Origin of the sequence: Flavobacterium sp. CF108 (assembly GCF_900129795.1) — a bacterium.
In the GTDB taxonomy this organism is placed as follows: Bacteria; Bacteroidota; Bacteroidia; order Flavobacteriales; family Flavobacteriaceae; genus Flavobacterium.
This window is the reverse complement of the sequence record NZ_FQWW01000007.1, coordinates 307,233-327,039: the sequence shown is the minus strand read 5'-3', so window position 1 is coordinate 327,039 and position 19,807 is coordinate 307,233. Positions and strand designations below refer to the sequence as shown.

The 19,807-nt window shown below is 35.0% G+C and carries 16 protein-coding genes; 7 read left to right on the top strand and 9 right to left on the bottom strand.

Going from position 1 to position 19,807, the window contains the following annotated elements:
• Nucleotides 1-48 precede the first annotated feature (48 nt).
• The 5 genes from BUE10_RS19370 to BUE10_RS19345 all read right to left on the bottom strand — a co-directional run bounded on the left by BUE10_RS19370 (nucleotide 49) and on the right by BUE10_RS19345 (nucleotide 4,627).
• Nucleotides 49-813, bottom strand: a complete 765-nt coding sequence (locus BUE10_RS19370; protein WP_143187747.1) for a hypothetical protein — start codon at nucleotides 811-813, stop codon at nucleotides 49-51.
• 325 nt (nucleotides 814-1,138) lie between these two features.
• The gene (locus tag BUE10_RS19360) at nucleotides 1,139-1,960 is read right to left on the bottom strand and encodes a pentapeptide repeat-containing protein (RefSeq protein WP_073487787.1); all 822 of its coding nucleotides are present in this window, start codon (nucleotides 1,958-1,960) and stop codon (nucleotides 1,139-1,141) included.
• 174 nt (nucleotides 1,961-2,134) lie between these two features.
• Entirely contained in the window at nucleotides 2,135-3,133 is a 999-nt protein-coding gene (locus BUE10_RS19355; RefSeq protein WP_073487785.1) for an FRG domain-containing protein, read from the bottom strand.
• A 172-nt stretch (nucleotides 3,134-3,305) separates the two neighbouring features.
• Complete coding sequence (locus BUE10_RS19350) at nucleotides 3,306-4,034, bottom strand: hypothetical protein (protein ID WP_073487783.1); 729 nt, start codon at nucleotides 4,032-4,034, stop codon at nucleotides 3,306-3,308.
• A 368-nt stretch (nucleotides 4,035-4,402) separates the two neighbouring features.
• Nucleotides 4,403-4,627, bottom strand: a complete 225-nt coding sequence (locus BUE10_RS19345; protein ID WP_143187746.1) for a helix-turn-helix domain-containing protein — start codon at nucleotides 4,625-4,627, stop codon at nucleotides 4,403-4,405.
• Between the two features lie 500 nt (nucleotides 4,628-5,127).
• On the opposite strand from BUE10_RS19345, the gene BUE10_RS19340 reads away from it, so the two are divergent.
• The 3 genes from BUE10_RS19340 to BUE10_RS19330 are packed head-to-tail and all read left to right on the top strand — an operon-like array spanning nucleotide 5,128 to nucleotide 12,204.
• A complete protein-coding gene (locus BUE10_RS19340) occupies nucleotides 5,128-8,148 on the top strand; it encodes a SusC/RagA family TonB-linked outer membrane protein (RefSeq protein WP_073487781.1) in 3,021 nt (1,006 codons plus the stop codon).
• 10 nt (nucleotides 8,149-8,158) lie between these two features.
• The gene (locus tag BUE10_RS19335; protein ID WP_234984773.1) at nucleotides 8,159-9,538 is read left to right on the top strand and encodes a RagB/SusD family nutrient uptake outer membrane protein; all 1,380 of its coding nucleotides are present in this window, start codon (nucleotides 8,159-8,161) and stop codon (nucleotides 9,536-9,538) included.
• 8 nt (nucleotides 9,539-9,546) lie between these two features.
• Complete coding sequence (locus BUE10_RS19330; RefSeq protein WP_083598186.1) at nucleotides 9,547-12,204, top strand: S9 family peptidase; 2,658 nt, start codon at nucleotides 9,547-9,549, stop codon at nucleotides 12,202-12,204.
• A gap of 81 nt (nucleotides 12,205-12,285) precedes the next feature.
• On the opposite strand, the gene BUE10_RS19325 is transcribed toward BUE10_RS19330, so the two are convergent.
• The 4 genes from BUE10_RS19325 to BUE10_RS19315 all read right to left on the bottom strand — a co-directional run bounded on the left by BUE10_RS19325 (nucleotide 12,286) and on the right by BUE10_RS19315 (nucleotide 14,671).
• A complete protein-coding gene (locus BUE10_RS19325; RefSeq protein WP_073487775.1) occupies nucleotides 12,286-12,567 on the bottom strand; it encodes a DUF6520 family protein in 282 nt (93 codons plus the stop codon).
• Between the two features lie 87 nt (nucleotides 12,568-12,654).
• Nucleotides 12,655-14,184, bottom strand: coding sequence for a MauE/DoxX family redox-associated membrane protein (locus BUE10_RS19320; protein WP_073487773.1), 1,530 nt, complete (start codon nucleotides 14,182-14,184; stop codon nucleotides 12,655-12,657).
• A gap of 43 nt (nucleotides 14,185-14,227) precedes the next feature.
• A complete protein-coding gene (locus BUE10_RS24050) occupies nucleotides 14,228-14,374 on the bottom strand; it encodes a hypothetical protein (RefSeq protein ID WP_159439073.1) in 147 nt (48 codons plus the stop codon).
• Between the two features lie 6 nt (nucleotides 14,375-14,380).
• Nucleotides 14,381-14,671 carry a hypothetical protein gene (locus BUE10_RS19315; protein ID WP_073487771.1) on the bottom strand — a complete coding sequence of 97 codons (291 nt, stop codon included), beginning with the start codon at nucleotides 14,669-14,671 and terminating at the stop codon, nucleotides 14,381-14,383.
• Between the two features lie 368 nt (nucleotides 14,672-15,039).
• On the opposite strand from BUE10_RS19315, the gene BUE10_RS19305 reads away from it, so the two are divergent.
• The 4 genes from BUE10_RS19305 to BUE10_RS19290 all read left to right on the top strand — a co-directional run bounded on the left by BUE10_RS19305 (nucleotide 15,040) and on the right by BUE10_RS19290 (nucleotide 19,800).
• Nucleotides 15,040-15,435, top strand: a complete 396-nt coding sequence (locus BUE10_RS19305) for a plasmid mobilization protein (protein ID WP_317043647.1) — start codon at nucleotides 15,040-15,042, stop codon at nucleotides 15,433-15,435.
• Nucleotides 15,420-16,706: a relaxase/mobilization nuclease domain-containing protein gene (locus BUE10_RS19300; RefSeq protein WP_073487768.1), complete on the top strand. Its 1,287-nt coding sequence runs from the start codon at nucleotides 15,420-15,422 to the stop codon at nucleotides 16,704-16,706. Before BUE10_RS19305 ends, BUE10_RS19300 begins: the two co-directional genes overlap by 16 nt.
• A gap of 20 nt (nucleotides 16,707-16,726) precedes the next feature.
• Nucleotides 16,727-18,709: a conjugal transfer protein MobC gene (gene mobC / locus BUE10_RS19295; RefSeq protein ID WP_073488013.1), complete on the top strand. Its 1,983-nt coding sequence runs from the start codon at nucleotides 16,727-16,729 to the stop codon at nucleotides 18,707-18,709.
• A gap of 68 nt (nucleotides 18,710-18,777) precedes the next feature.
• On the top strand, nucleotides 18,778-19,800 hold the full coding sequence (locus BUE10_RS19290) for a PDDEXK nuclease domain-containing protein (RefSeq protein WP_073487766.1): 1,023 nt from the start codon (nucleotides 18,778-18,780) through the stop codon (nucleotides 19,798-19,800).
• The last annotated feature ends 7 nt before the right edge of the window (nucleotides 19,801-19,807 follow it).

Genomic DNA, 19,807 nt, shown 5'->3' with positions numbered 1-19,807 from the left:
TACATAAAGCCAATTACCAAAATCAATTGTAGCAAATCTTACTCACAGTTATTCCTCACTATTTTTTATAAAATCAATAAATTCAATTCCAAATTCTGTTATGCCCATATGGCCAAAAGGAAGGTTTCCTATTCTATTCATCCTGTTGTCAATCAAAAGACCTTTTGAAAAAAGTCTTTGTTTATAAAACATAAATTTATTTTCCGATAAGCCATAAAATTCAGATTTCTTATATTTAGCAAAAGAAAGAATATACTCTTTCTTCGTTTCATATTTTATTTTGACTTCATCGTGTGGTTTTCTAAATTTTGATTCATTAATAATTATTGTTTCATTTTTCATTTGTTGTTCTAGTGAATTTAGATTGTCTTTCAATAAATTCATTTCATCAATTTCTTCTTCATATTTTATTGTGAAATATCTATGATTGTAAAGTATTGTAATTTCTTCTTCAGTTAAATTACTTATCAAATCTAGAAAATGATCAATAAGTTCAACATTTTCTGAAGGACAGTTTAATTCCTTTATTAAAATATCTTTGAATCTCACTAATTTTAATTCAGATTTCGTTTGAACAACTCTTCTTAAAACTGATTCGAACAAGTCATTGAAATCTTCTGTTTTAATATTTTCTAAATTTATCTCCCTATCTTTTGTGAAGTTATCCGCTAATATTTCCACAAACCTGTTAAGTCTTTTTTGCTTTATTCTTCCACTATATTCAAAAAACAATTCATCAAGTGCATTTCCACCATATGGTATTACACCGAAAATTGATTTTAAAACACTAACTGAGATTTCTTTTTTATCCATTTTATATATTTTGGGTTTAACGTTTTCCATACATCGAGTTTGATTAAATTAAACGCTAATCTAGGATTTGCCAAATTATCCTGAATACAAAAGTATATTCCCATTGAGCCTATTCCCTAAATCCGTTGTAGTGCTGTTAGCTGTAGTATTTATTTTTTACCACTTCCTCCACATCCACCACAAGTTGCTCGACCACTTCCATTGCAACCAGAACAATTGACAACTTTAGTTTCATTAAGACCTTTATTTTGGCTCTTTGCACCTCTTCCTCCACAACCTGGGCAAGCTATTTGACCGTTTCCATTACATCTTGAACAATTTTCACTCATAATATTTTAGTTTTATTTAATTTGATATTATTTTTTTTAAATATTTTTTCTAATTGACTTTTGAGTATTACTGAGTTTGTTAGGTCAGCATCTGTTAGGTCAGCACCCTCAAAGTCAACAGTGGTCAAATCAATATTTACTAATTTACATCTGATTAATTTAGTATACGATAAATCAGTGTTTTGCATTGATGAATCAGTGAAATCTGTATTAGTAAAATCACAAGCTGTAAATACGGAACGATCTAAATAAGATCTTATAAATTTTGAATTACAAAAATAAACACCTTTTATTATTGTGTCTTTTAATACTATTCCAGAAACTTCAGAAGTTCTAAAATTAGCACCTATCAATTCTATAATATCTTTATCTATTAATTTAGATTCATATAAAAATTGTAGAACTTGCCCTTTTCTTTCATCGTTAAGATTTTCTATCGCAACAATTGTACGAGTTCTAGCAATAATTTTACTTTCTTTATTTAAATGAATATCAAGCAAATTTGATTTTATTATTAAGTCAGAAATAACTCTGAAGTAAGAATCTAATGTCTCATTTTGTTTATTTTCAAAGTCCTTTTTTTCATCTTTGGATTTTTCATATTCTTTATATATCCAGCCGATTGTTGCAATTGATAAAGGAACAATTAGTAAGTCTAACCAGTCCCATAATTTTTTTGGTTCTGCACCACTTTTGACTGCATCATATGGGGCGAATCCCATCCATTCAGGAGAATTATATGGAAAAATTGCGTTATATCCGATATATAATGAAAATGCAATTATAAATAAGATAATAATTGATTTTATGTATTTCATATAATTCTTTTTTTCTGGAAATATTACAGCTAACGTTCTGGTGCCTGGCGAGGTTGGGAATAAAGATGCGAGATTTTTCGGTTAAACACAAATTTTCCAAATACAAAACCATCTTTAAATTCAGCCTAAAACCCCAATATCGCCAAGCTGTTAGGGGCTGGCATTCGTCGCTTATTATGTGAAGTTCTTGAATTGCTTAAAAGCACTACTTGCAATAAATTCCTCTTGTGGATACATGAATTCTTTATTTATTGGCCATGGTCTATTCTCTGTTAGGTGTCTAACTACGTATTCGTTTAAGCTCTTGTGAATATTCCAACACTTCATTTTTGGTAGTTGAAATGTTGATTGAAAACCTGTCCCAGAACCACCGCTAAAAAAATCTTCTAAAGGATGTGTTGGGTCGGAATTAAATACAAATAATCCCTCTTGATTAATTATATTAAGGTTATGTTGATTGTAAACTAATTTAAAATTGGGTTTGTTAGCAATAGTGAAAGAAGTGCCACCTTGAATATATCCAGGGAGATAAAAAAGTGTGAGTTCATGAAAATGACTGTATTGTAATTGTTCAAATTTGTTTAAGATTTCTGTAGTATCAATTTCGATTTCCTTGTTACTTTCCAAGATACTGTCAATTTGCAAAATACTGGAATCTAAATGTGAGATAAATGAAGTGAAGTCTTTTTCCTCTGTATTGATTGCATATATAGAAAAATAGTTACCAATGTCTGTTGATGGACTATGAGTTAATCCGTCAGTACCAAAGAATAATGCACTGTCGAAATTATAAGTGAAATCAAGTAATGGAGTGGGTGCTTTATAGTGTTGTAAAAAACTTAAAATTGACAAATCATAAGCTGTATGTCCAAAAGCATCGTAAAATTTTATCAAAAGGTTGTTCTGAAATGTTTTGGCTTTGTCTATTTCAGTTTGAATAAAATCTTTATAAGTTCTTCCAAGTTTGTCTAATTCTTCTCCATTCCAAAAACGTTGAGCAGAGTTAATCAGTTTATATTTGGCTTCCGTCAATCCGCGAAAAATCATTTTTTTATCATTGTCCTTTTGTGTCCATTTTGCAATTAGATTGTCAAGGTCTGCTTTGTTGTCAATATTAACGGTGTCAAAGTGGTTTGCTTTTTCTGCTAAATTTGTATATGTTTCAATTATCATTGTGAATTCGTTTGGTTAATTGTTAATGTGTGTCATTTTTGATGCTTGCCCTAACGTCTTGGTGCTACAGCGGGTTTGGTACTAAATTAAGCCCATTCTTAGGATTTACCAAATCATCCCAAATCCAAAACCAACTTTCCATTAAACCAATTGCCAAAATCCATTGTAGCTGTTATGCGTTCGTACTTTTTTTATTATGTTCTATTTTAGCTAATTCTAAATATTCAACTAAGTTTGTTTTCTCAAAACTTGAAATATGATAATGCAAGTTTATTATGTTTGGTGATAATACCGTAAATGGGTCTTCATTAATTTCTTCAAACTTTCTAAACATTTCTTCTTGTTTTTGGTCTGCAAAATTTCTTATTGTTTGTTCAGATGTACTTCTAAGCTTACTAAGAATATTAAATGTAATGTCTAAAATTCTTTGTCCATATTTTATAGTTTCTTCATAAGTTGGAAATTTTCCTTTATGAATAATATCGTTTCTAAAGTTTCTTTCATTACTATTTAAAGTATCTGGAATAGATTTGTATTTCTGAGTATATAAAAATATAAATGCGCCTAGTTGTCTTTCTGATTGTTGACTCACTTCTTTCCATGACGTTTTAAAGAGTTCATCTGAAACTTCGCTTTCTTTACATAATACTTTAATAGCAAATTCTTGTAAGCGTTCTAAACTTGCTGACATTGATGAAACAGCTTCTCTATAATAACCATCAAGAATTGCATATACAGCAGATTCCATCAATAACTCAAACTTTTCATTTTTTTCAAAGTATACATTTTTATGACCTTGCGAACAAGTGTAAAAATATAAACTTCCGTCTTGAACTTGAATAAAATCTATTGTTTCTATGCGTTCAATAAAACATTTTGAACAAGGGAATTTAATTTTCATTATAGATTCTTCTGATATTATTTATTTTAGTTAGTTTGGGCAGTATCACGCATAACTCGTTTATTCTTGTCATAGAATGGCTTAGTAACGCACATTATCAGATAGCTTTATGCCATTTATAATCTCTTACTATCAAACTTACGTAACCAATTTCATTTTCTTTTACGGTTTTCCATAATTATACCTTGAAATGGCAAATTAGTTTTTTAATAAATAGAGAGACCCCGTATAAATACGTGTTTTTATAATTTCAACGAAATAAAAAAAGATGCCTAAGCATCTTTTGTATTTAATATAGTTTTTTCTAATTTTTACGTAAATCAAATTGAAATGGAGTAGTTTTTTAAGAGTAATTTATACCTATTACTTTATACAAATAGATCCTTTATATCAACTTTTAAGGCTTTTGCAATTATGGTTAGGGTTTTGACTGTTGGGTTTGTTTCGCCTCTTTCAATTCTACTCACCTGATTTTCTGACATGCCAATTTCAACAGCTAACTTAGATTGTGAATAATTAGTCCTCTCCTCTCTAATTTTCCTTATAGTAGCTCCAAGAGCAATTTGTACCTTATTTATTTCTTTTTCTTCCACAAGATAAATTTGCAGTATAAAAAAATATTAATCCTACACATATATGTGTAGTTGTGAGTTTTTTTTATTATATTTGTGATTGAATTTATATATTTGCGATTCTTCACATAAAAATATTTGAAGCATTCGCTTAGAATCTCGACTTGAAAACTGGAAATTTAAAAGGAACGAGAGGATAAGTAAGATGCTCACGCCTATGGCGTGGGCTCACTTATTGTTCCTCGGTATTTCCAGTACCTCAAGTCAATAAGCTGAGTTCCGCGCCTTTTTTATTACCCAAACTCTCTTATTATTCTTGGCAATAGCTTTTCTTTTTTAAAGTTTCGTATCAAAGAAGTCCAACCTTTAAAAACAATTATTGCTTATGTTTTAAATAAATCTTCTTTATGTCAATTAAGACTTCCACTTAATGCATAAAAAATGGCCCTCTACTTCGTCGCCAAACAACCATAGAGGACCGTAGCCAATCAAACCATCGTTCAACTAACCAATCCAATATTATGAATAATTTTTCATTTTACAAGGATGGGAAAGATCTTTATTGCCTAATTTTTATGGGTATGCTCTTGTCTTTTTCATCCGTTTATGCTAAAAAAACTTTTAGGCATAACCTCTCTAATTTCCAACAGCATCATATTCAGGGAACTATCACAGATGGCATCAATCCATTGCCAGGAGTTACTATTGCTGTAAAGAATAAAACTAATTCTACAGCTATTTCAGATTATAGTGGGCAATACAGTCTTTCTGCCTCCCCGCAGGATACTTTAATAGTGTCGTTTATTGGTTTTAAAACCGTACTAGTACCTGTAAATGGTCGTACAAAAGTCGATGTTCAATTGATATATGATACGACCACCCTGCAGGAAGTTCGAGTTAACGCAGGATATTATTCTGTAAAAGAAAGTGAACGTACAGGAAATATAGCCCGTATTACTTCTAAAGATATTCAGACGCAGCCTGTAACTAATGTTCTAGCTGCCATGCAGGGCAGAATGGCCGGGGTAAGCATAACTCAGACCACAGGTGTGGCCGGCGGCGGTTTTGATATCAAAATCAGGGGTCAGAACAGTGTGCGTTCTACTGCAAATGCTCCGCTCTACATCATTGACGGTGTTCCCTATGCCTCTGATCCAATTGGATATAGACAGACCTCTACCATATACCCAACTGCTACCAGTCCGCTCAACAGCATCAATCCAGATAATATCGAAAGTATTGAAGTCCTGAAAGATGCCGATGCAACCTCTATCTACGGATCTCGTGGAGCTAATGGGGTAGTATTGATTACAACTAAAAAAGGAAAAGCAGGGAAAACAAAATTCACCATCACAAGTTCGACCGGGGCCGGAAAAGTAACAAAATTTATGGATCTTATGAATACCGGACAATATCTGGCTATGAGAAAACAAGCTTTCATAAATGATGGTATAGAGTACGGTGAAACTGATTATGACATTAATGGAACATGGGATCAGAACCGTAATACCAATTGGCAGAAAGAGCTTATAGGTGGAACTTCTCAAATCAGCGATATTCAGGGAGCGGTCTCTGGCGGATCAGAACATACCCAATTTCTCTTAAGTGGTAATTACCATGATGAATCAGTAGTTTATCCCGGAGATTTCGGTTATAACAAAGGAGGTGCACAGATTAACATCAATCATCGCTCGGAGGATAATAAGTTTCGTATGAATTTTTCAGCTGTCTATAATGTGCAGGATAACGATCAGCCGGCCTTTGATCTCACCTATTATGCGCGTACCCTTGCTCCTAATGCGCCCGCACTCTACAATCCCGACGGTTCTTTGAACTGGGAGAATGAAACTTGGGAAAATCCCCTTGGAAACCTCAACGCTCAATTTAAATCCAAAACGAAAGATCTTGTCGCCAATACTGTATTGTCTTATGAACTTGCTGATAATCTTACAGTAAAAAGCAGCTTTGGCTATACAGATTTAGGTACCACAGAAACACGTACTTCTCCTTCATCTGTTTATAACCCTATTTATAGCGTGAGCAGTTCGCGTTCTACTATCTACAGCAATATAACCAATCGTTCTTCGTGGATTGCTGAGCCGCAAATCAATTGGGAAAAAGATATTGCAAAAGGAAAATTCGGTATCCTTTTAGGAGCTACATTTCAAAACCAAAGTAATAAAACCCTATATCAGTCTGGCAGCGGCTTCAGTTCTAACAGTCTTATTTACAACTTAGCGGCTGCCAAAACCCTTACAGTACTGCAAAATGATGAAACACAATATAAGTATCAAGCCTTTTTTGGAAGGTTAAACTATAATTGGCAGCAGCGCTATATTTTAAATCTTACCGCACGCCGTGATGGTTCAAGCCGTTTTGGACCTGGTAACCAATTCTCCACATTTGGGGCTATTGGAGCTGCCTGGCTTTTCACAAACGAAAGTTTTATGAAATCCAGCACTTGGCTGAGTTTTGGAAAAATACGAGCAAGCTATGGGACAACAGGAAATGATCAAATTGGAGATTATCAATTCTTAAATACCTACACCACTACGGGTATTAGTTACAATGGAAGTATTGGGTTACAGCCTTCAAGGCTCTTCAATCCTAATTTTGGGTGGGAGATCAACAAAAAACTGGAGTTTGCAATGGAATTGGGCTTTTTAAATGATCGCATTTTTACAACAGCATCATGGTACCAAAACCGTTCTTCAAATCAATTGGTAGGCATACCGCTGCCCGGAACTACAGGCTTTACAACCATACAGGCTAACCTCGATGCAACTGTTGAAAATAGTGGATTGGAGCTGACACTCCGTACAGTGAATTTCAATAAAGGAAATTTTCAGTGGACAACAAATTTCAATATCACATTTGCCCAAAATAAACTGGTTAGTTTTCCCGGATTGGAAAGCTCTACTTATAAAGAACAATATAGAATTGGCGAACCGCTCAATATTGCGCTGATTTATAAATATAAGGGTATTAATTCTCAAACAGGCGTTTATGAATTTGAAGACCCCAACAATGATGGTGTTATTTCATTTCCTGAAGACAGACAAATTACCGCTGACCTGAATCCCGAATACTTCGGTGGTATCCAAAATCAATTGACTTATAATCGCTGGAGCCTTGACTTTCTTTTTCAATTCGTAAAGCAAAAAAATCGCCTGTTTCCCATGGGTCCTGCAGGAATGATGTCCAATCAGCAAAGCAGGATAAGTAACTCATGGCAACAAGCTGGAGACAGCTCGCTTTACCAAATTAACACCACAGGTTACAACAGTGATGCATTAACAGCCGATTTTTATTATTCTGAGAGTGATGCCATCATAGCAGATGCTTCTTTTATTCGCTTAAAAAATATTTCCCTTACCTATGAAGTGCCGTTAAATCTTAAAGAAACCAATTGTAAAATCATGCTTCAGGGCCAGAACCTTTTGACCTTCACAAAATACAAAGATGGAGATCCTGAATTTACAACTTCCGGTTTCCTTCCCCCTCTTAAAGTGATTACAGCTGGCGTACAAATAACATTTTAATTCAATGAAAATGATACATCTAACTAAACAATGCGTAGTGGGATTGAGTTTCCTATTTATAATTAACGGTTGTGATTCTTTTGTAGAAGTTGATCTTCCAAAATCACAACTCACCAGCAACGCTGTATTTGAGAATTATGAAACCGCGAATGCAGCACTGATAAACATTTATGCTAAAATTAGGGATACGGGTCCTTTAACAGGTACCAATACAGGATTAACCAATCAATTGGGAAATTATACAGATGAAATAATAGCGTATGGAAACCCATCTAATCCAAGTATGCAGTTCTACAATAATGCAGTATTGCCTTCCAGCTCAATTATAGCAGGGTATTGGAATACTTCCTACAATCAAATTTATGCTGCCAATTCACTAATGGAAGGTGTAGAAAACAGCACTTCGCTCTCGATTGAAAACAAGAATCAGCTCAAAGGTGAAGCCTTGTTTATACGTGCGCTGGCTCATTTTTATCTGACCAGTCTTTTTGGAAATGTTCCTTACATCAAAACAACCGATTATCAAAAAAACAGTACGGTAAGCAGGGATCAAAGCAGTGAAGTATATGCAAATATTATTGCTGATTTGGAAAATTCCATTTTGCTTTTATCAGAGACCTACAGCAGCAGTGACAGGACGCGCCCAAATAAATTAGTTTGCCAGGCATTACTGGCACGGGTATACCTGAATAACAAATTGTATGCTCAGGCGGCAAACCAAGCTTCAGCAGTACTGAACCAAACGGAAATATTTTCTTTGGAAGATCCGACAAAGGTTTTTCTAATTTCTTCAAGAGAAACGATTTGGCAATTGCAGTCAGCTGCAGCTGGACAAAATACCAAAGAAGGTTCCTTATTTATTTTCCAGACTGGTCCGCCAACCACTATGTCTCTAAATCCGGCATTAGTCAATTCATTTCCAATGGGTGATTTGAGAAAAACGAATTGGATTCAACCGATCACCAAAGGAAGTACCACATGGTACCATGTCTTTAAATACAAGGAACAAAATAATACAGCTGTATCAAAAGAGTACTCTATCATCTTTCGTCTTGCCGAGCAGTACCTTATTCGTGCCGAGGCCAGGATTGAGCAAGGGGATTTTATTGGCGCAAAGGAAGATCTGAACAAAATTAGAAACCGCGCGGGATTAGGGAACACCATTGCTTCAAGTAAGGAAGAAATATTAAATGCAATAGTACAGGAAAGAAGATGGGAGTTTTTTGCAGAGCATGGCCACCGGTTTTTTGACCTTAAACGCTTTGAACAATTGGACGCTTCACTCTCTACTATAAAACCGGGATGGAATTCTACTGACAGCTTATTGCCTATTCCCCAAAATGAATTAAGTACAAATCCAAATCTGCGGCCTCAAAACCCAGGATATTAAAATTTTATATGATGTTTTTTCTCAATACAACCCTGTTTTTTAAAGAGTTTTTTTTAAGAGCATTGTCTCTGGTTTTATTTTTTATTTTGCCATTAGTAGCCTGTCCCTCATGGGGGCAGGTGGTGCAAAAAAAACAATTGACAGCAGCTGACTATCATTTATGGGGCAGTCTTGAAATGGATAAAATAGCTCCAGATGAAAAATGGACTAGTTATAAGATGAGTTATCAAAGTGGAGCCGATACATTGTTTGTTCGTAGTACTGATAATGATAAAAACTTCAGCTTTCCCTCTGCTAATCAATCTGTTTTTACCAAGGATAATTATTTTGTCTGTACTATAAATAATGAAATCCATGTTACCGATCCGGTAACAGGCAGAAAAGAAATCACTCCCAAAGTTGGAAATTACTCCTACTGCCCGTCGCTTGATGTGTTGATTTTACTTGTTACTGACTCAGAAAAAACAAATACCTTAATCATTAAAAAACCTTTTGGAAAAATCCTTAAGGAAATACATGATGTTACCTATTATTCTGTGAGTCCCGGTGGACATCAATTGGTATATTCCATTTCATTTAATGGTAAAAACTCAGTATTTTTAACTGACCTTTCAAAGTTAAAGAACTCCAAATCGATTATCAATTCACGAGATTTTAATTTTGATACTTTTACATGGCAAAAGGATGACAAAGCAGTCGTTTTCTATGCAAATTCTGCAGCAGAATCAATTGAATCTCTGTGTCTATTTACTCTTAAAAATGATAAATTATTCAAATTTGATCCGGCCACACAGAAAGGTTTTCCGCAAGGCTTTTCTATTATAAATTTTTCAACCGATGCAATTATTATTTCTGACGATCTGCAAAAAGTCTTCTTTACTATAAAAGCAAAAAAAATACCTCGCAATCCAGAAGATTCCAATGTAGAAATCTGGAACGCAAATGACAAATGGGTGTATACGCAGGAACAGCGTCATGGAAAATTTGATGAAAGCCCGAAAGTAGCGTTGTGGCATCCCTTCTCTGGCAATTTCACCCAAATTACCACACCTGAATTACCCTCCATTGTACTTTCCACAAATCATAAATATGCAGTTCTATCCAACCCAAAACAGTATGAACCTCTATTCGATGACAACAGTATAAGAGATTACTTTATATTGGATCTAAAGACTTTAGAAAAAAATATTTTCCTAACCAAACAATCCGCATATTATTTAGATATGTTTGTCTCACCCACCGGTAAATACATTTCTTATTTCAGGGATAATAGCTGGTGGATTTATAATATTGCCCAAAAAAAACATATCAATATCACAGCAAAATTAGGTATTCCCTTTGCTGGAAAAGTACATGAATTAAAAGATAATTTTGCATTTGGGAATCCTGGCTGGAGTTTATCTGACGATGAGATTTTGCTTTGCGACGAGTTTGATATCTGGGCCATTAAACCTGATGGGAGTGCTTCCCGAAGACTGACTCATGGACGAGAAGTGAACATACAATATCGTCTGGATCTTACTGCAAATAGAAATACTGAAAAATATCTTTATAATTCCCGCTTACTTGAACAATACGATCTGAACAAGGAACTATTTCTTCGAGCAGTGGGAGAAGATGGAAAAACAGGATATTTTAACTGGAAAAAAGATATTGGGGAAAAGCCAGTTATCTATGCAGATTCCTTTTTCGACGAATTCACTTATGCACCGCAAAAGCAGAAAATTTTCTGTATTGAGCAAAGTTTCAGCCTGCCTCCAAGATTAATTTCCAAAGAGAAAAAATCAGAATTAAAGTGTGTTTTTCAGAGCAATCCGCAGCATGAGAGTTACTATTGGGGAAAAAATAAAATGATATATTTTCAGAATTCTAAAAACGAAAAATTAAAAGGAATTTTATATTATCCTGCCAATTTTAATCCCAATAAAAAATATCCAATGATTGTTAGTATTTATGAAGTGCAATCAGATGATCTGCATCAATATTACAATCCCTCGCTATACAATGAATCGGGCTTTAATGTAGCTGTTTTTACTTCAGAAGGATACTTTGTATTTTTGCCGGATATCAAGCACGAGAAGGGAAATGTTGGTCCTTCAACAACAGATTGCGTAGTTTCTGGAACAAAAAAAGTAATAGAAATTGGATTTGTCGATCCTTCTAAAATAGCGCTGAAGGGACATTCTTTTGGAGGATACGAAGCTTCTTTTGTCATCAACCAGACCCCGATCTTTGCAACCGCTATAGCAAGCGGAGCTATTACAGATCTTACCAGAAGGTTCCTTGAACTTGGAGTCAACACAACCCGTCCCGAAATGTGGCGCTTTGCGTCCGGAGGATGGCGCCTTGGGCAAAAAACGCCTTTTACTAATCGCGCTGATTTTGATCGAAATTCTCCGCTTGAATTTATCGAAAAACTGCAGATACCACTTTTAATGTGGACTGGAAAAGAAGACCTTCAGGTAGATTCTCATCAAAGTATGTCCTATTATCTGGCTCTGCGCAGATTAGGAAAGAAAAGTATTTTTCTTCAGTATCCAAAGGAAGGACATACACTGCTTAATCCTATTAATCAAAAAGATCTTACCCAAAGGGTTTTGCAATGGTTTGGGCATTATCTCAAAGATGAGAAAACAAATGACTGGATCAATAGGGGCACAATGTAGTTTATTGTGACAAATAAAAACGATGCCGTTCCGAATTGGAACGGCATCGCAGTTTAAGATTACTTTTAAACTAATCTTTTTTCAAGGACGATATAATACTTCAACACAATTTCCATTGTTATCCTTTCCAAAAGCCTGGGCACCTGTTGTAGTTCCCCCGCCTATTCTGCAAACATATTCATCTTCATCAGTTTCACAGGCTTGTGAGGTATTAGTACAGTTTCCCTGAGCGTTCAATGAATACCCCAATTTAGGTATTGCAGCCGAAGCCGTCTTTTGCATTGACATTGTTGCAAAAGCTCCCGTAATTGCCAATGTTACTACCGCTAAGGGTGCAACATTTTTTAAAAATAATGTTTTCATAATACTAAATATTAAATTATAACTTGATCTACTTTTTTATACAGGTTTTCGATCTGTCTCCTGATATCGGCCGATATATTTTTAAGGTTAGTAATTTTTCAGATCCCCACCTTTCATTTCTTTTTTAATACTTGTTTTCAAATCGTAAACCACTAGATAGTTGCCAATTATAGCATATAGAGATGTAGAAGTAACAATAAAGGATTTTAGTTTCTGATCGCCAATATTGTAAATTGGAAAACTCATTAGATAAGATTTTTTGTTTAGATCATAAAGGTCAACTATCGAAGCCTGTTCCCAAAGTTTATCATTTTCATATTGCCCTTTTACTTTGGAATGTATAAATAGCAGATTGCTGTAAACGGCAACATTTGCATTGACAATAAAGGGAGGTGCAGACATTTTGCGCACCTGGCGATCTTCTAAATAAGATACTTTTATTTTTGCTTTGGTTGTAGTGTCAATAGTATGGCCGCGATAATCGAGTTTTCCCATTTTGTCTGCTACTATAAACTCATTGCGATAAAAATAAACATATACTATTTTATTTGTTTTTTCATTATACACTAGCATGCCATCGGTATCGAAAACGCCATCAATCTGCTTTTGCAAAAGCGAACTATTGTATTTTATTTTAGGGGTTTTATCAGATCTGAATACTCCCAATATATTGGCCAGATTCAGTCCGTTATTCGAGCGAAATACAAGAGAGGAACTATCCATCGGCTCTGCCTGATTAAAGTACGGCAGTCCTTTGATCTCTGTGTTAATTTTCCAATCTGAAATACTTCCACGAAAGACTGCCGGTACACTTCCATCTTTCAAATAAAAATAACGCTCCTTTAACCTGATTGTAACCCTTCGAAAAGGAATCTTTTTAGGGTCAAAGATGATGGTATGTGCCAGTTTGTTTTGCAGCTTACTATCAAAAGAAAGCAGCTTTAAAGCTGTGGTATAATTACCAAGATATATTCGCCCTCTGTTTACACCAGCAAAATAGTATGAATTAAACTGCAGGTCCTTTTGATCAAGAAAAGTTGCGGGGTGATTAGCATAGCGTCTTATAAAGGGATTCTCATTATGCATAATTTTTTCTGATATCAGGAATAACACTATGATCACGCCTATACTCAGAACTGATAACGTGGCCATTTTTTTTATAGGCAGGTAACTATTATTACCTTTTTGTTTTATTGAAAAATCATTTTGAGATATAATAGCCAGTGCAGCTAATAAAACAAAAAACAGATTAAATATAAGATGTATCTCCCAACTCATCTTCTCTAATATACCCCCACAGGAACAAGGGACAAAAGAACTGTAATGAAGTACGATAAAAATGTAGGCCGTGAACATAATCATCAGGCTAAATGCTGCATATAGTCCGAGATTTTTAAACTTAGGTAGCAATAGCAGAAATGCAATGAGCAGTTCAATTATAGGAACCAGCCAGGAGACCCATTGGGCAAACGCACTTAAAAGTGGAGACTGGCCAATTTGTACCTGAAAGTTTTCAAAATCCAACAATTTACTTACTGCAGCATAAACAAACAATAGAACATAAAGAAGATAAACTACTTCAATGATATTTCTTTTGATATTGGTTTTCAAATTCATAATCTATAATTTAAAGTTTAGAATTTTTGAATAACATCCTAGATCAAAAGTAAATAGCAACTGTTTTTAAATTAATATCAAAAACAAGACAAATGCTGTCAAAAACAAGACTTTTTAAATTAGTACTTCCGAAAATAAAAAGTGCTTTATAAATACATTGTATCTCTAAAGCACCTTTATTCTTTTGCATTTTTATTTAAGATTTACAAGCCTCGCTAAGGGTAATCAGCTTCTGATTGAGCTCGACAAGTCCCGCTTTCTGCAGGCATTCCTCGGAAAGATTTTTGAGTTCCGAAAATCCCTCCTCTCCTATGCTTCCGAGCAGACTTGAAGCATCCTTTTCATTTGTAAGTCCATCGGAAATAATATGGCTTAATAATAGTACATTTTTTCGTGAAATTTTCAAATCAATCTTCACCATTTCACACATGCCAGGGATACTAAGTACAGTATCAAAAACCTTGGCAACATCATTTTTTGTAATCATAATTCACGTGTTTTAAATTAATAATATTTGATTAGTAAAAATAAAAAGTTACAGACAATTTACCCCATTCAAAATATAGAGGGGATTGCTCAGCACCAACGGCTTTTATAATTTAGTGTCAAATTAAGTACGGCTTAACTTATTACAATTGATAACTCTTATGAGATGTTCCTGATAATTTTATCAGATATATTATTAAGCAGTATAAAAAAAAATGTTTTTTTTAAACAGAAGCTCAAAGATTGCCCCGTTCCTGCAATCGGCAAGATGTCCGGTTGTATCACAACCGATATCTTGCTGCCCTTTTACTCGGAGCTCGTGGGCAGTAATACTGCAAGAAAAATTATTATTGAAAATGAAAAAGACAGATGATGAAAGAACAGAACAAAAACAGGATCAGATGGATACATTTAAGATTAACCAATGCTGAATATGAAATACTGCAGAAGAATTTTATCAAATCGACCTGCCCCAAACTAAGTGATTTTGCAAGAAAAAATCTCCTGCAGAAACCCATTGTGATGAAATACCGCAATGAATCTCTGGATGAATTAATGAGTGAGCTAATTCTTCTCAGAACCGATTTGAATGGTATTGGGAACAACTTTAATCAGGCCGTCAAAAAGCTCCACACACTGGTGCAGATTCCCGAATTCAAACACTGGATTACAGCGTATGAACTGGAGAAAAAAGTGCTTTTAAATTCGATTGGCCAAATTAAAGATTGTATTAAAAATCTTTCTGAAAAATGGTTGCAATCATAAATACAGGACATTCCCTTCGAAGTATTTTCCAGTACAATGAAAACAAAGTTTCCCTGGGTGTCGCGCAGTGCATCGGCGAAGGAAATTATCCCATGGATGTGGATCAGATGACTGCTGATTTTAAATTAAAACTATTGTTGAAACAACTCGAATTAAATGAAAATGTAACCCGGAACAGCGTACACATATCACTCAATTTTGACCCTTCGGAAATACATCTCTCAAAAGAAAAGCTGATGGAAATTGCATCTGTGTATATGAGTAAAATCGGCTTTGGAAAACAGCCCTATCTGGTCTACCAGCATAACGATTCCGGACATCCCCACATCCATATCGTGTCGATAAGAGTACAGTCTGACGGCAGGCGAATTGATATGCAAAATATTGGAAAAAACCAGTCGGAAAAAGCCCGGAAGGAAATTGAAAATACTTTTTGTCTGGTTCGTGCACAAGACAGAGATAAAAAGCAGCAGACCGAGCTGAAAACTATAAATAATAGTAAAGTACAATATGGCACCGCCGAAACTAAAAAAGCAATTTCCGGCGTTTTAAACGCTGTAATTCCCAATTATAAGTTTGCCACGATCGGGGAACTAAATGCTGTACTGAACTTATATAATGTATCGGCAGAACGCGGCAGTGAAAACTCCAAAATGTTTCTGCACAGGGGACTTGTATACAGGATAATAGATAAGGATAAAAAACTGATAGGTGTTCCAATTAAAGCCAGCAGTTTTTACAATAAGCCAACGCTGCAGAATCTGGAAAAGAAATTTATATCAAATAAAAAAGCGCGGTCTGAGAATTTGAAAAGGGTCAAAAATGAAATTGATCTTGCTTTTCTGAGCGGCAAAAGAATATCGTTTTCACAACTCGGAACCATACTGCAGAAAAAAGGTATTGCTATGGTTTGCAGAAGAAATGACAAGGGATTTTTATTTGGAATTACCTATGTAGATCACCTCACAAAATGTGTCTGCAACGGCAGTATTTTAGGCAAGCTGTATGCTGCCAAAGCTATTGAGCAGCGCTGTGGGGAAGCCGGGCCTGTTTTAAAGGAAACAGAATCTAAAAGGAAATCTGAGATTACTGAAAATACATCCAGTGATGGTGCAGATGAAAAACCGGATAAAATTATATCTGCAGATCATGATATAAAAGAACTAATTGATTCTATTCTTAAATATGAATTTACTGGAGATTATATACCCGGACAATTAAAAGGCAGACGAAAAAAGAGAAAAAGAAAAGGGCAATCTGATAATCAATAAAAAAATTAAAGACCATGGGAATGCAGACAGGAGAAAATGATCAGGCGCTTAGAAAAATTTTGGATATGACACGACTCATTAGTATTGTATTATTGAGTATCCATTTTTATTATGAATGTTATAGCGCTTTCAAACAATGGGAGTTGGTGAGTGAATTTAGTGATGCTATACTGCGTAACATATACAATACAGGACTATTGAATAATTTTCACAAATGTAAATTGTTTGCACTCGGATTTTTAGCGATTTCCCTTATGGGGGCTAAAGGCCGCAAAGATGAAAAACTGAACTACAAAACGACCTTTGCCTATGTCATAATAGGTATCCTGATCTACTTCATCAGTTATCTTTTATTGTTTCTGAAAACAGAAGTAATCTATAGTGTTATAGTATATATATTAATCACATCCATTGGTTTTCTTCTGATACTTTCAGGTGGAACGCTGCTTTCGCGAATTATTAAAAAAAGGCTCAGTGGGAAAGATATTTTTAATAAGGAAAACGAAACTTTCCCTCAGGAAGAAAGGCTGCTGGAGAATGAATATTCGATTAACCTGCCTGCACGTTATCATCTGAAAGATAAAGTAAGAGATAGCTGGATTAATATCATCAACCCTTTTCGTTCGTTATTAGTTTCTGGAACTCCTGGATCAGGCAAATCATATTTTGTAATTCGCCATGTCATTACCCAGCATATTCGAAAAAGATTTAGCATGTTTGTTTATGATTTTAAATACGCTGACCTGACCATAATAGCTTACAATACCTGGCTGAAATACAGACATTTTTATGCTGTGGAACCAAAATTTTATATCATCAACTTTGATGACCTAAGCCGTACCCACAGATGCAACCCGCTCGATCCAAAATCCATGACTGACATTACCGATGCTTCTGAATCTGCTCGCACTATTCTTTTGGGACTTAACCGCGAATGGATTAAAAAGCAGGGTGACTTTTTTGTAGAATCCCCAATCAATTTCCTGACCGCCATTATCTGGTATCTCCGCAAATACAATAATGGAGAATTCTGCACATTGCCCCATGTAATTGAACTCATGCAGCTGGATTATGACCAGCTCTTTACATTGCTCAGAACAGAAAAAGAAATAGAAGTACTTATCAATCCTTTTGTCAGTGCATATCTCGCAGACGTTATGGAGCAATTGGAAGGACAAATAGCCTCTGCGAAAATATCTATGGCCAGGCTTGCATCTTCTCAATTATACTATGTCCTTTCAGGAAATGATTTTACTTTGGATATCAATAATCCTCTCGAGCCCAAAATTGTATGTATGGGAAACAACCCTCAGAAAATCCAAACCTATGGAGCTGTTCTTTCCCTGTATGTGAGCCGTTTAATCAAACAGGTCAATCAAAAAGGAAAACTTAAAAGTAGTCTAATATTCGATGAATTCCCAACAATATATCTTAATAATATGGACAGCCTGATTGCCACCGCACGAAGCAATAAGGTGGCTACCTGTCTGGGGATACAGGACTTCAGCCAGCTTCGAAAAGATTACGGACGTGAACAGGCAGATGTGATTCTAAATATTACCGGAAATATCATCAGCGGCCAGGTAAACGGAGATACAGCCAAACAGCTCTCTGAGCGCTTTGGGAAAATAATGCAGGATCGTGAAAACCTTTCCATAAACAGTGCAGATACATCAATCAGCCGATCCAAACAATTGGAATCAGCCGTTCCTCCATCAAAAATTTCATCCTTAAGTTCCGGTGAATTTGTAGGCATAGTAGCCGATAATCCGGACTGCAAAATTGAACTTAAAACTTTTCACTCGGAAATTATAAACGATCATGATGCTATTAAAAAAGAAGAAGAAAATTATAAGGAAATACCAGTCGTACGCAAACTGGACAATACCATGATTCAACGAAATTACCTGCAGATAAAACAGGATATTCAGGAAATTGTTCATTCTGAAATGGAACGTCTTTTAAATGATCCTTCACAGTCCTTTTTAATTTTAAAAAAATAAAAGCATAAATTTCTGACCGATTCTAAATGGATTTTAATTTATTTTTACATAACCTTTCTTATATACAAATGGCAAAGACAACAAGAAAAAATAAAGACACAGATGACACTATCCTGCTAAAAGAACTTTCTCTGCTTATAGAGCAGAGCCAGCATCTTTTGGCAGCACAAGCCAACAGCACACTAACCATGCTGTTTTGGAATATTGGAAATAGGATCAACAATAAAACATTACAAAATAAGAGAGCTGATTACGGAAAGCAGATTGTCGTGACAGTGTCACGAGAATTAACTGTAAAATTTGGTCGGAATTTTGAAGAGAAAAACCTCAGAAGAATGATGCAATTTGCCCAACAGTTCAGCGATCAAGAAATTGTCGTGACACTGTCACGACAATTGAGCTGGTCCCATTTTTTAAGTTTACTGCCTTTGAAAAATTTTGAAGCCAAACTCTTTTACGCCCAGAAAGCAGCATCCCAGACTTTAGGAGTGAGAGAGCTTCGCAAAAAAATAGCATCCAAGGAATTTGAAAGAACTACAATAGCAAATTTGCAGATTCCCGGCGAGAATCACGGCATTCATAATAATTTCAAGGACCCTTATTTTTTAGATTTTCTGGGACTTCGTGACACCTTTTTGGAAAAGGATCTGGAACAGTCAATCTTAAGAGAACTCGAAACCTTCATTTTGGAATTAGGTAAAGGATTTGCCTTTGTGGAACGCCAGAAAAGAATGATAATTGATGGTGAAGATTTTCATCTGGATCTCTTATTTTATCATCGCATCTTAAAACGCTTAGTAGCTATAGAACTAAAACTGGGGAAATTCGAAGCAAAGCATAAAGGACAAATGGAATTATATCTTAAATGGCTTGATCGTTACGAAAAAGCTGATGGAGAACTTCCTCCGGTAGGACTTATATTATGTGCAGAGAGCTCAAGAGAGCAGATTGAATTACTTGAGATGCACAAGGATGGAATTATAGTAGCGGAATACTGGACAGAACTACCCTCTAAAAAGGAATTAGAGAAAAAAATACATAGTATTTTGATCGAAGCTAAAGAAAGAATAGAGAGGAAAAGATTGCTCTAAAATAAGT

What these genes read in the sequence shown, in the direction of transcription:
- BUE10_RS19370 (WP_143187747.1), bottom strand. Translation starts at nt 813, where the DNA reads ATGGATAAAAAAGAAATCTCAGTTAGTGTTTTAAAATCAATTTTCGGT.
- BUE10_RS19360 (WP_073487787.1), bottom strand. Translation starts at nt 1,960, where the DNA reads ATGAAATACATAAAATCAATTATTATCTTATTTATAATTGCATTTTCA.
- BUE10_RS19355 (WP_073487785.1), bottom strand. Translation starts at nt 3,133, where the DNA reads ATGATAATTGAAACATATACAAATTTAGCAGAAAAAGCAAACCACTTT.
- BUE10_RS19350 (WP_073487783.1), bottom strand. Translation starts at nt 4,034, where the DNA reads ATGAAAATTAAATTCCCTTGTTCAAAATGTTTTATTGAACGCATAGAA.
- BUE10_RS19340 (WP_073487781.1), top strand. Translation starts at nt 5,128, where the DNA reads ATGAATAATTTTTCATTTTACAAGGATGGGAAAGATCTTTATTGCCTA.
- BUE10_RS19335 (WP_234984773.1), top strand. Translation starts at nt 8,159, where the DNA reads ATGATACATCTAACTAAACAATGCGTAGTGGGATTGAGTTTCCTATTT.
- BUE10_RS19330 (WP_083598186.1), top strand. Translation starts at nt 9,547, where the DNA reads ATGATGTTTTTTCTCAATACAACCCTGTTTTTTAAAGAGTTTTTTTTA.
- BUE10_RS19325 (WP_073487775.1), bottom strand. Translation starts at nt 12,567, where the DNA reads ATGAAAACATTATTTTTAAAAAATGTTGCACCCTTAGCGGTAGTAACA.
- BUE10_RS19320 (WP_073487773.1), bottom strand. Translation starts at nt 14,184, where the DNA reads ATGAATTTGAAAACCAATATCAAAAGAAATATCATTGAAGTAGTTTAT.
- BUE10_RS24050 (WP_159439073.1), bottom strand. Translation starts at nt 14,374, where the DNA reads ATGCAAAAGAATAAAGGTGCTTTAGAGATACAATGTATTTATAAAGCA.
- BUE10_RS19315 (WP_073487771.1), bottom strand. Translation starts at nt 14,671, where the DNA reads ATGATTACAAAAAATGATGTTGCCAAGGTTTTTGATACTGTACTTAGT.
- BUE10_RS19305 (WP_317043647.1), top strand. Translation starts at nt 15,040, where the DNA reads ATGATGAAAGAACAGAACAAAAACAGGATCAGATGGATACATTTAAGA.
- BUE10_RS19300 (WP_073487768.1), top strand. Translation starts at nt 15,420, where the DNA reads ATGGTTGCAATCATAAATACAGGACATTCCCTTCGAAGTATTTTCCAG.
- mobC (WP_073488013.1), top strand. Translation starts at nt 16,727, where the DNA reads ATGCAGACAGGAGAAAATGATCAGGCGCTTAGAAAAATTTTGGATATG.
- BUE10_RS19290 (WP_073487766.1), top strand. Translation starts at nt 18,778, where the DNA reads ATGGCAAAGACAACAAGAAAAAATAAAGACACAGATGACACTATCCTG.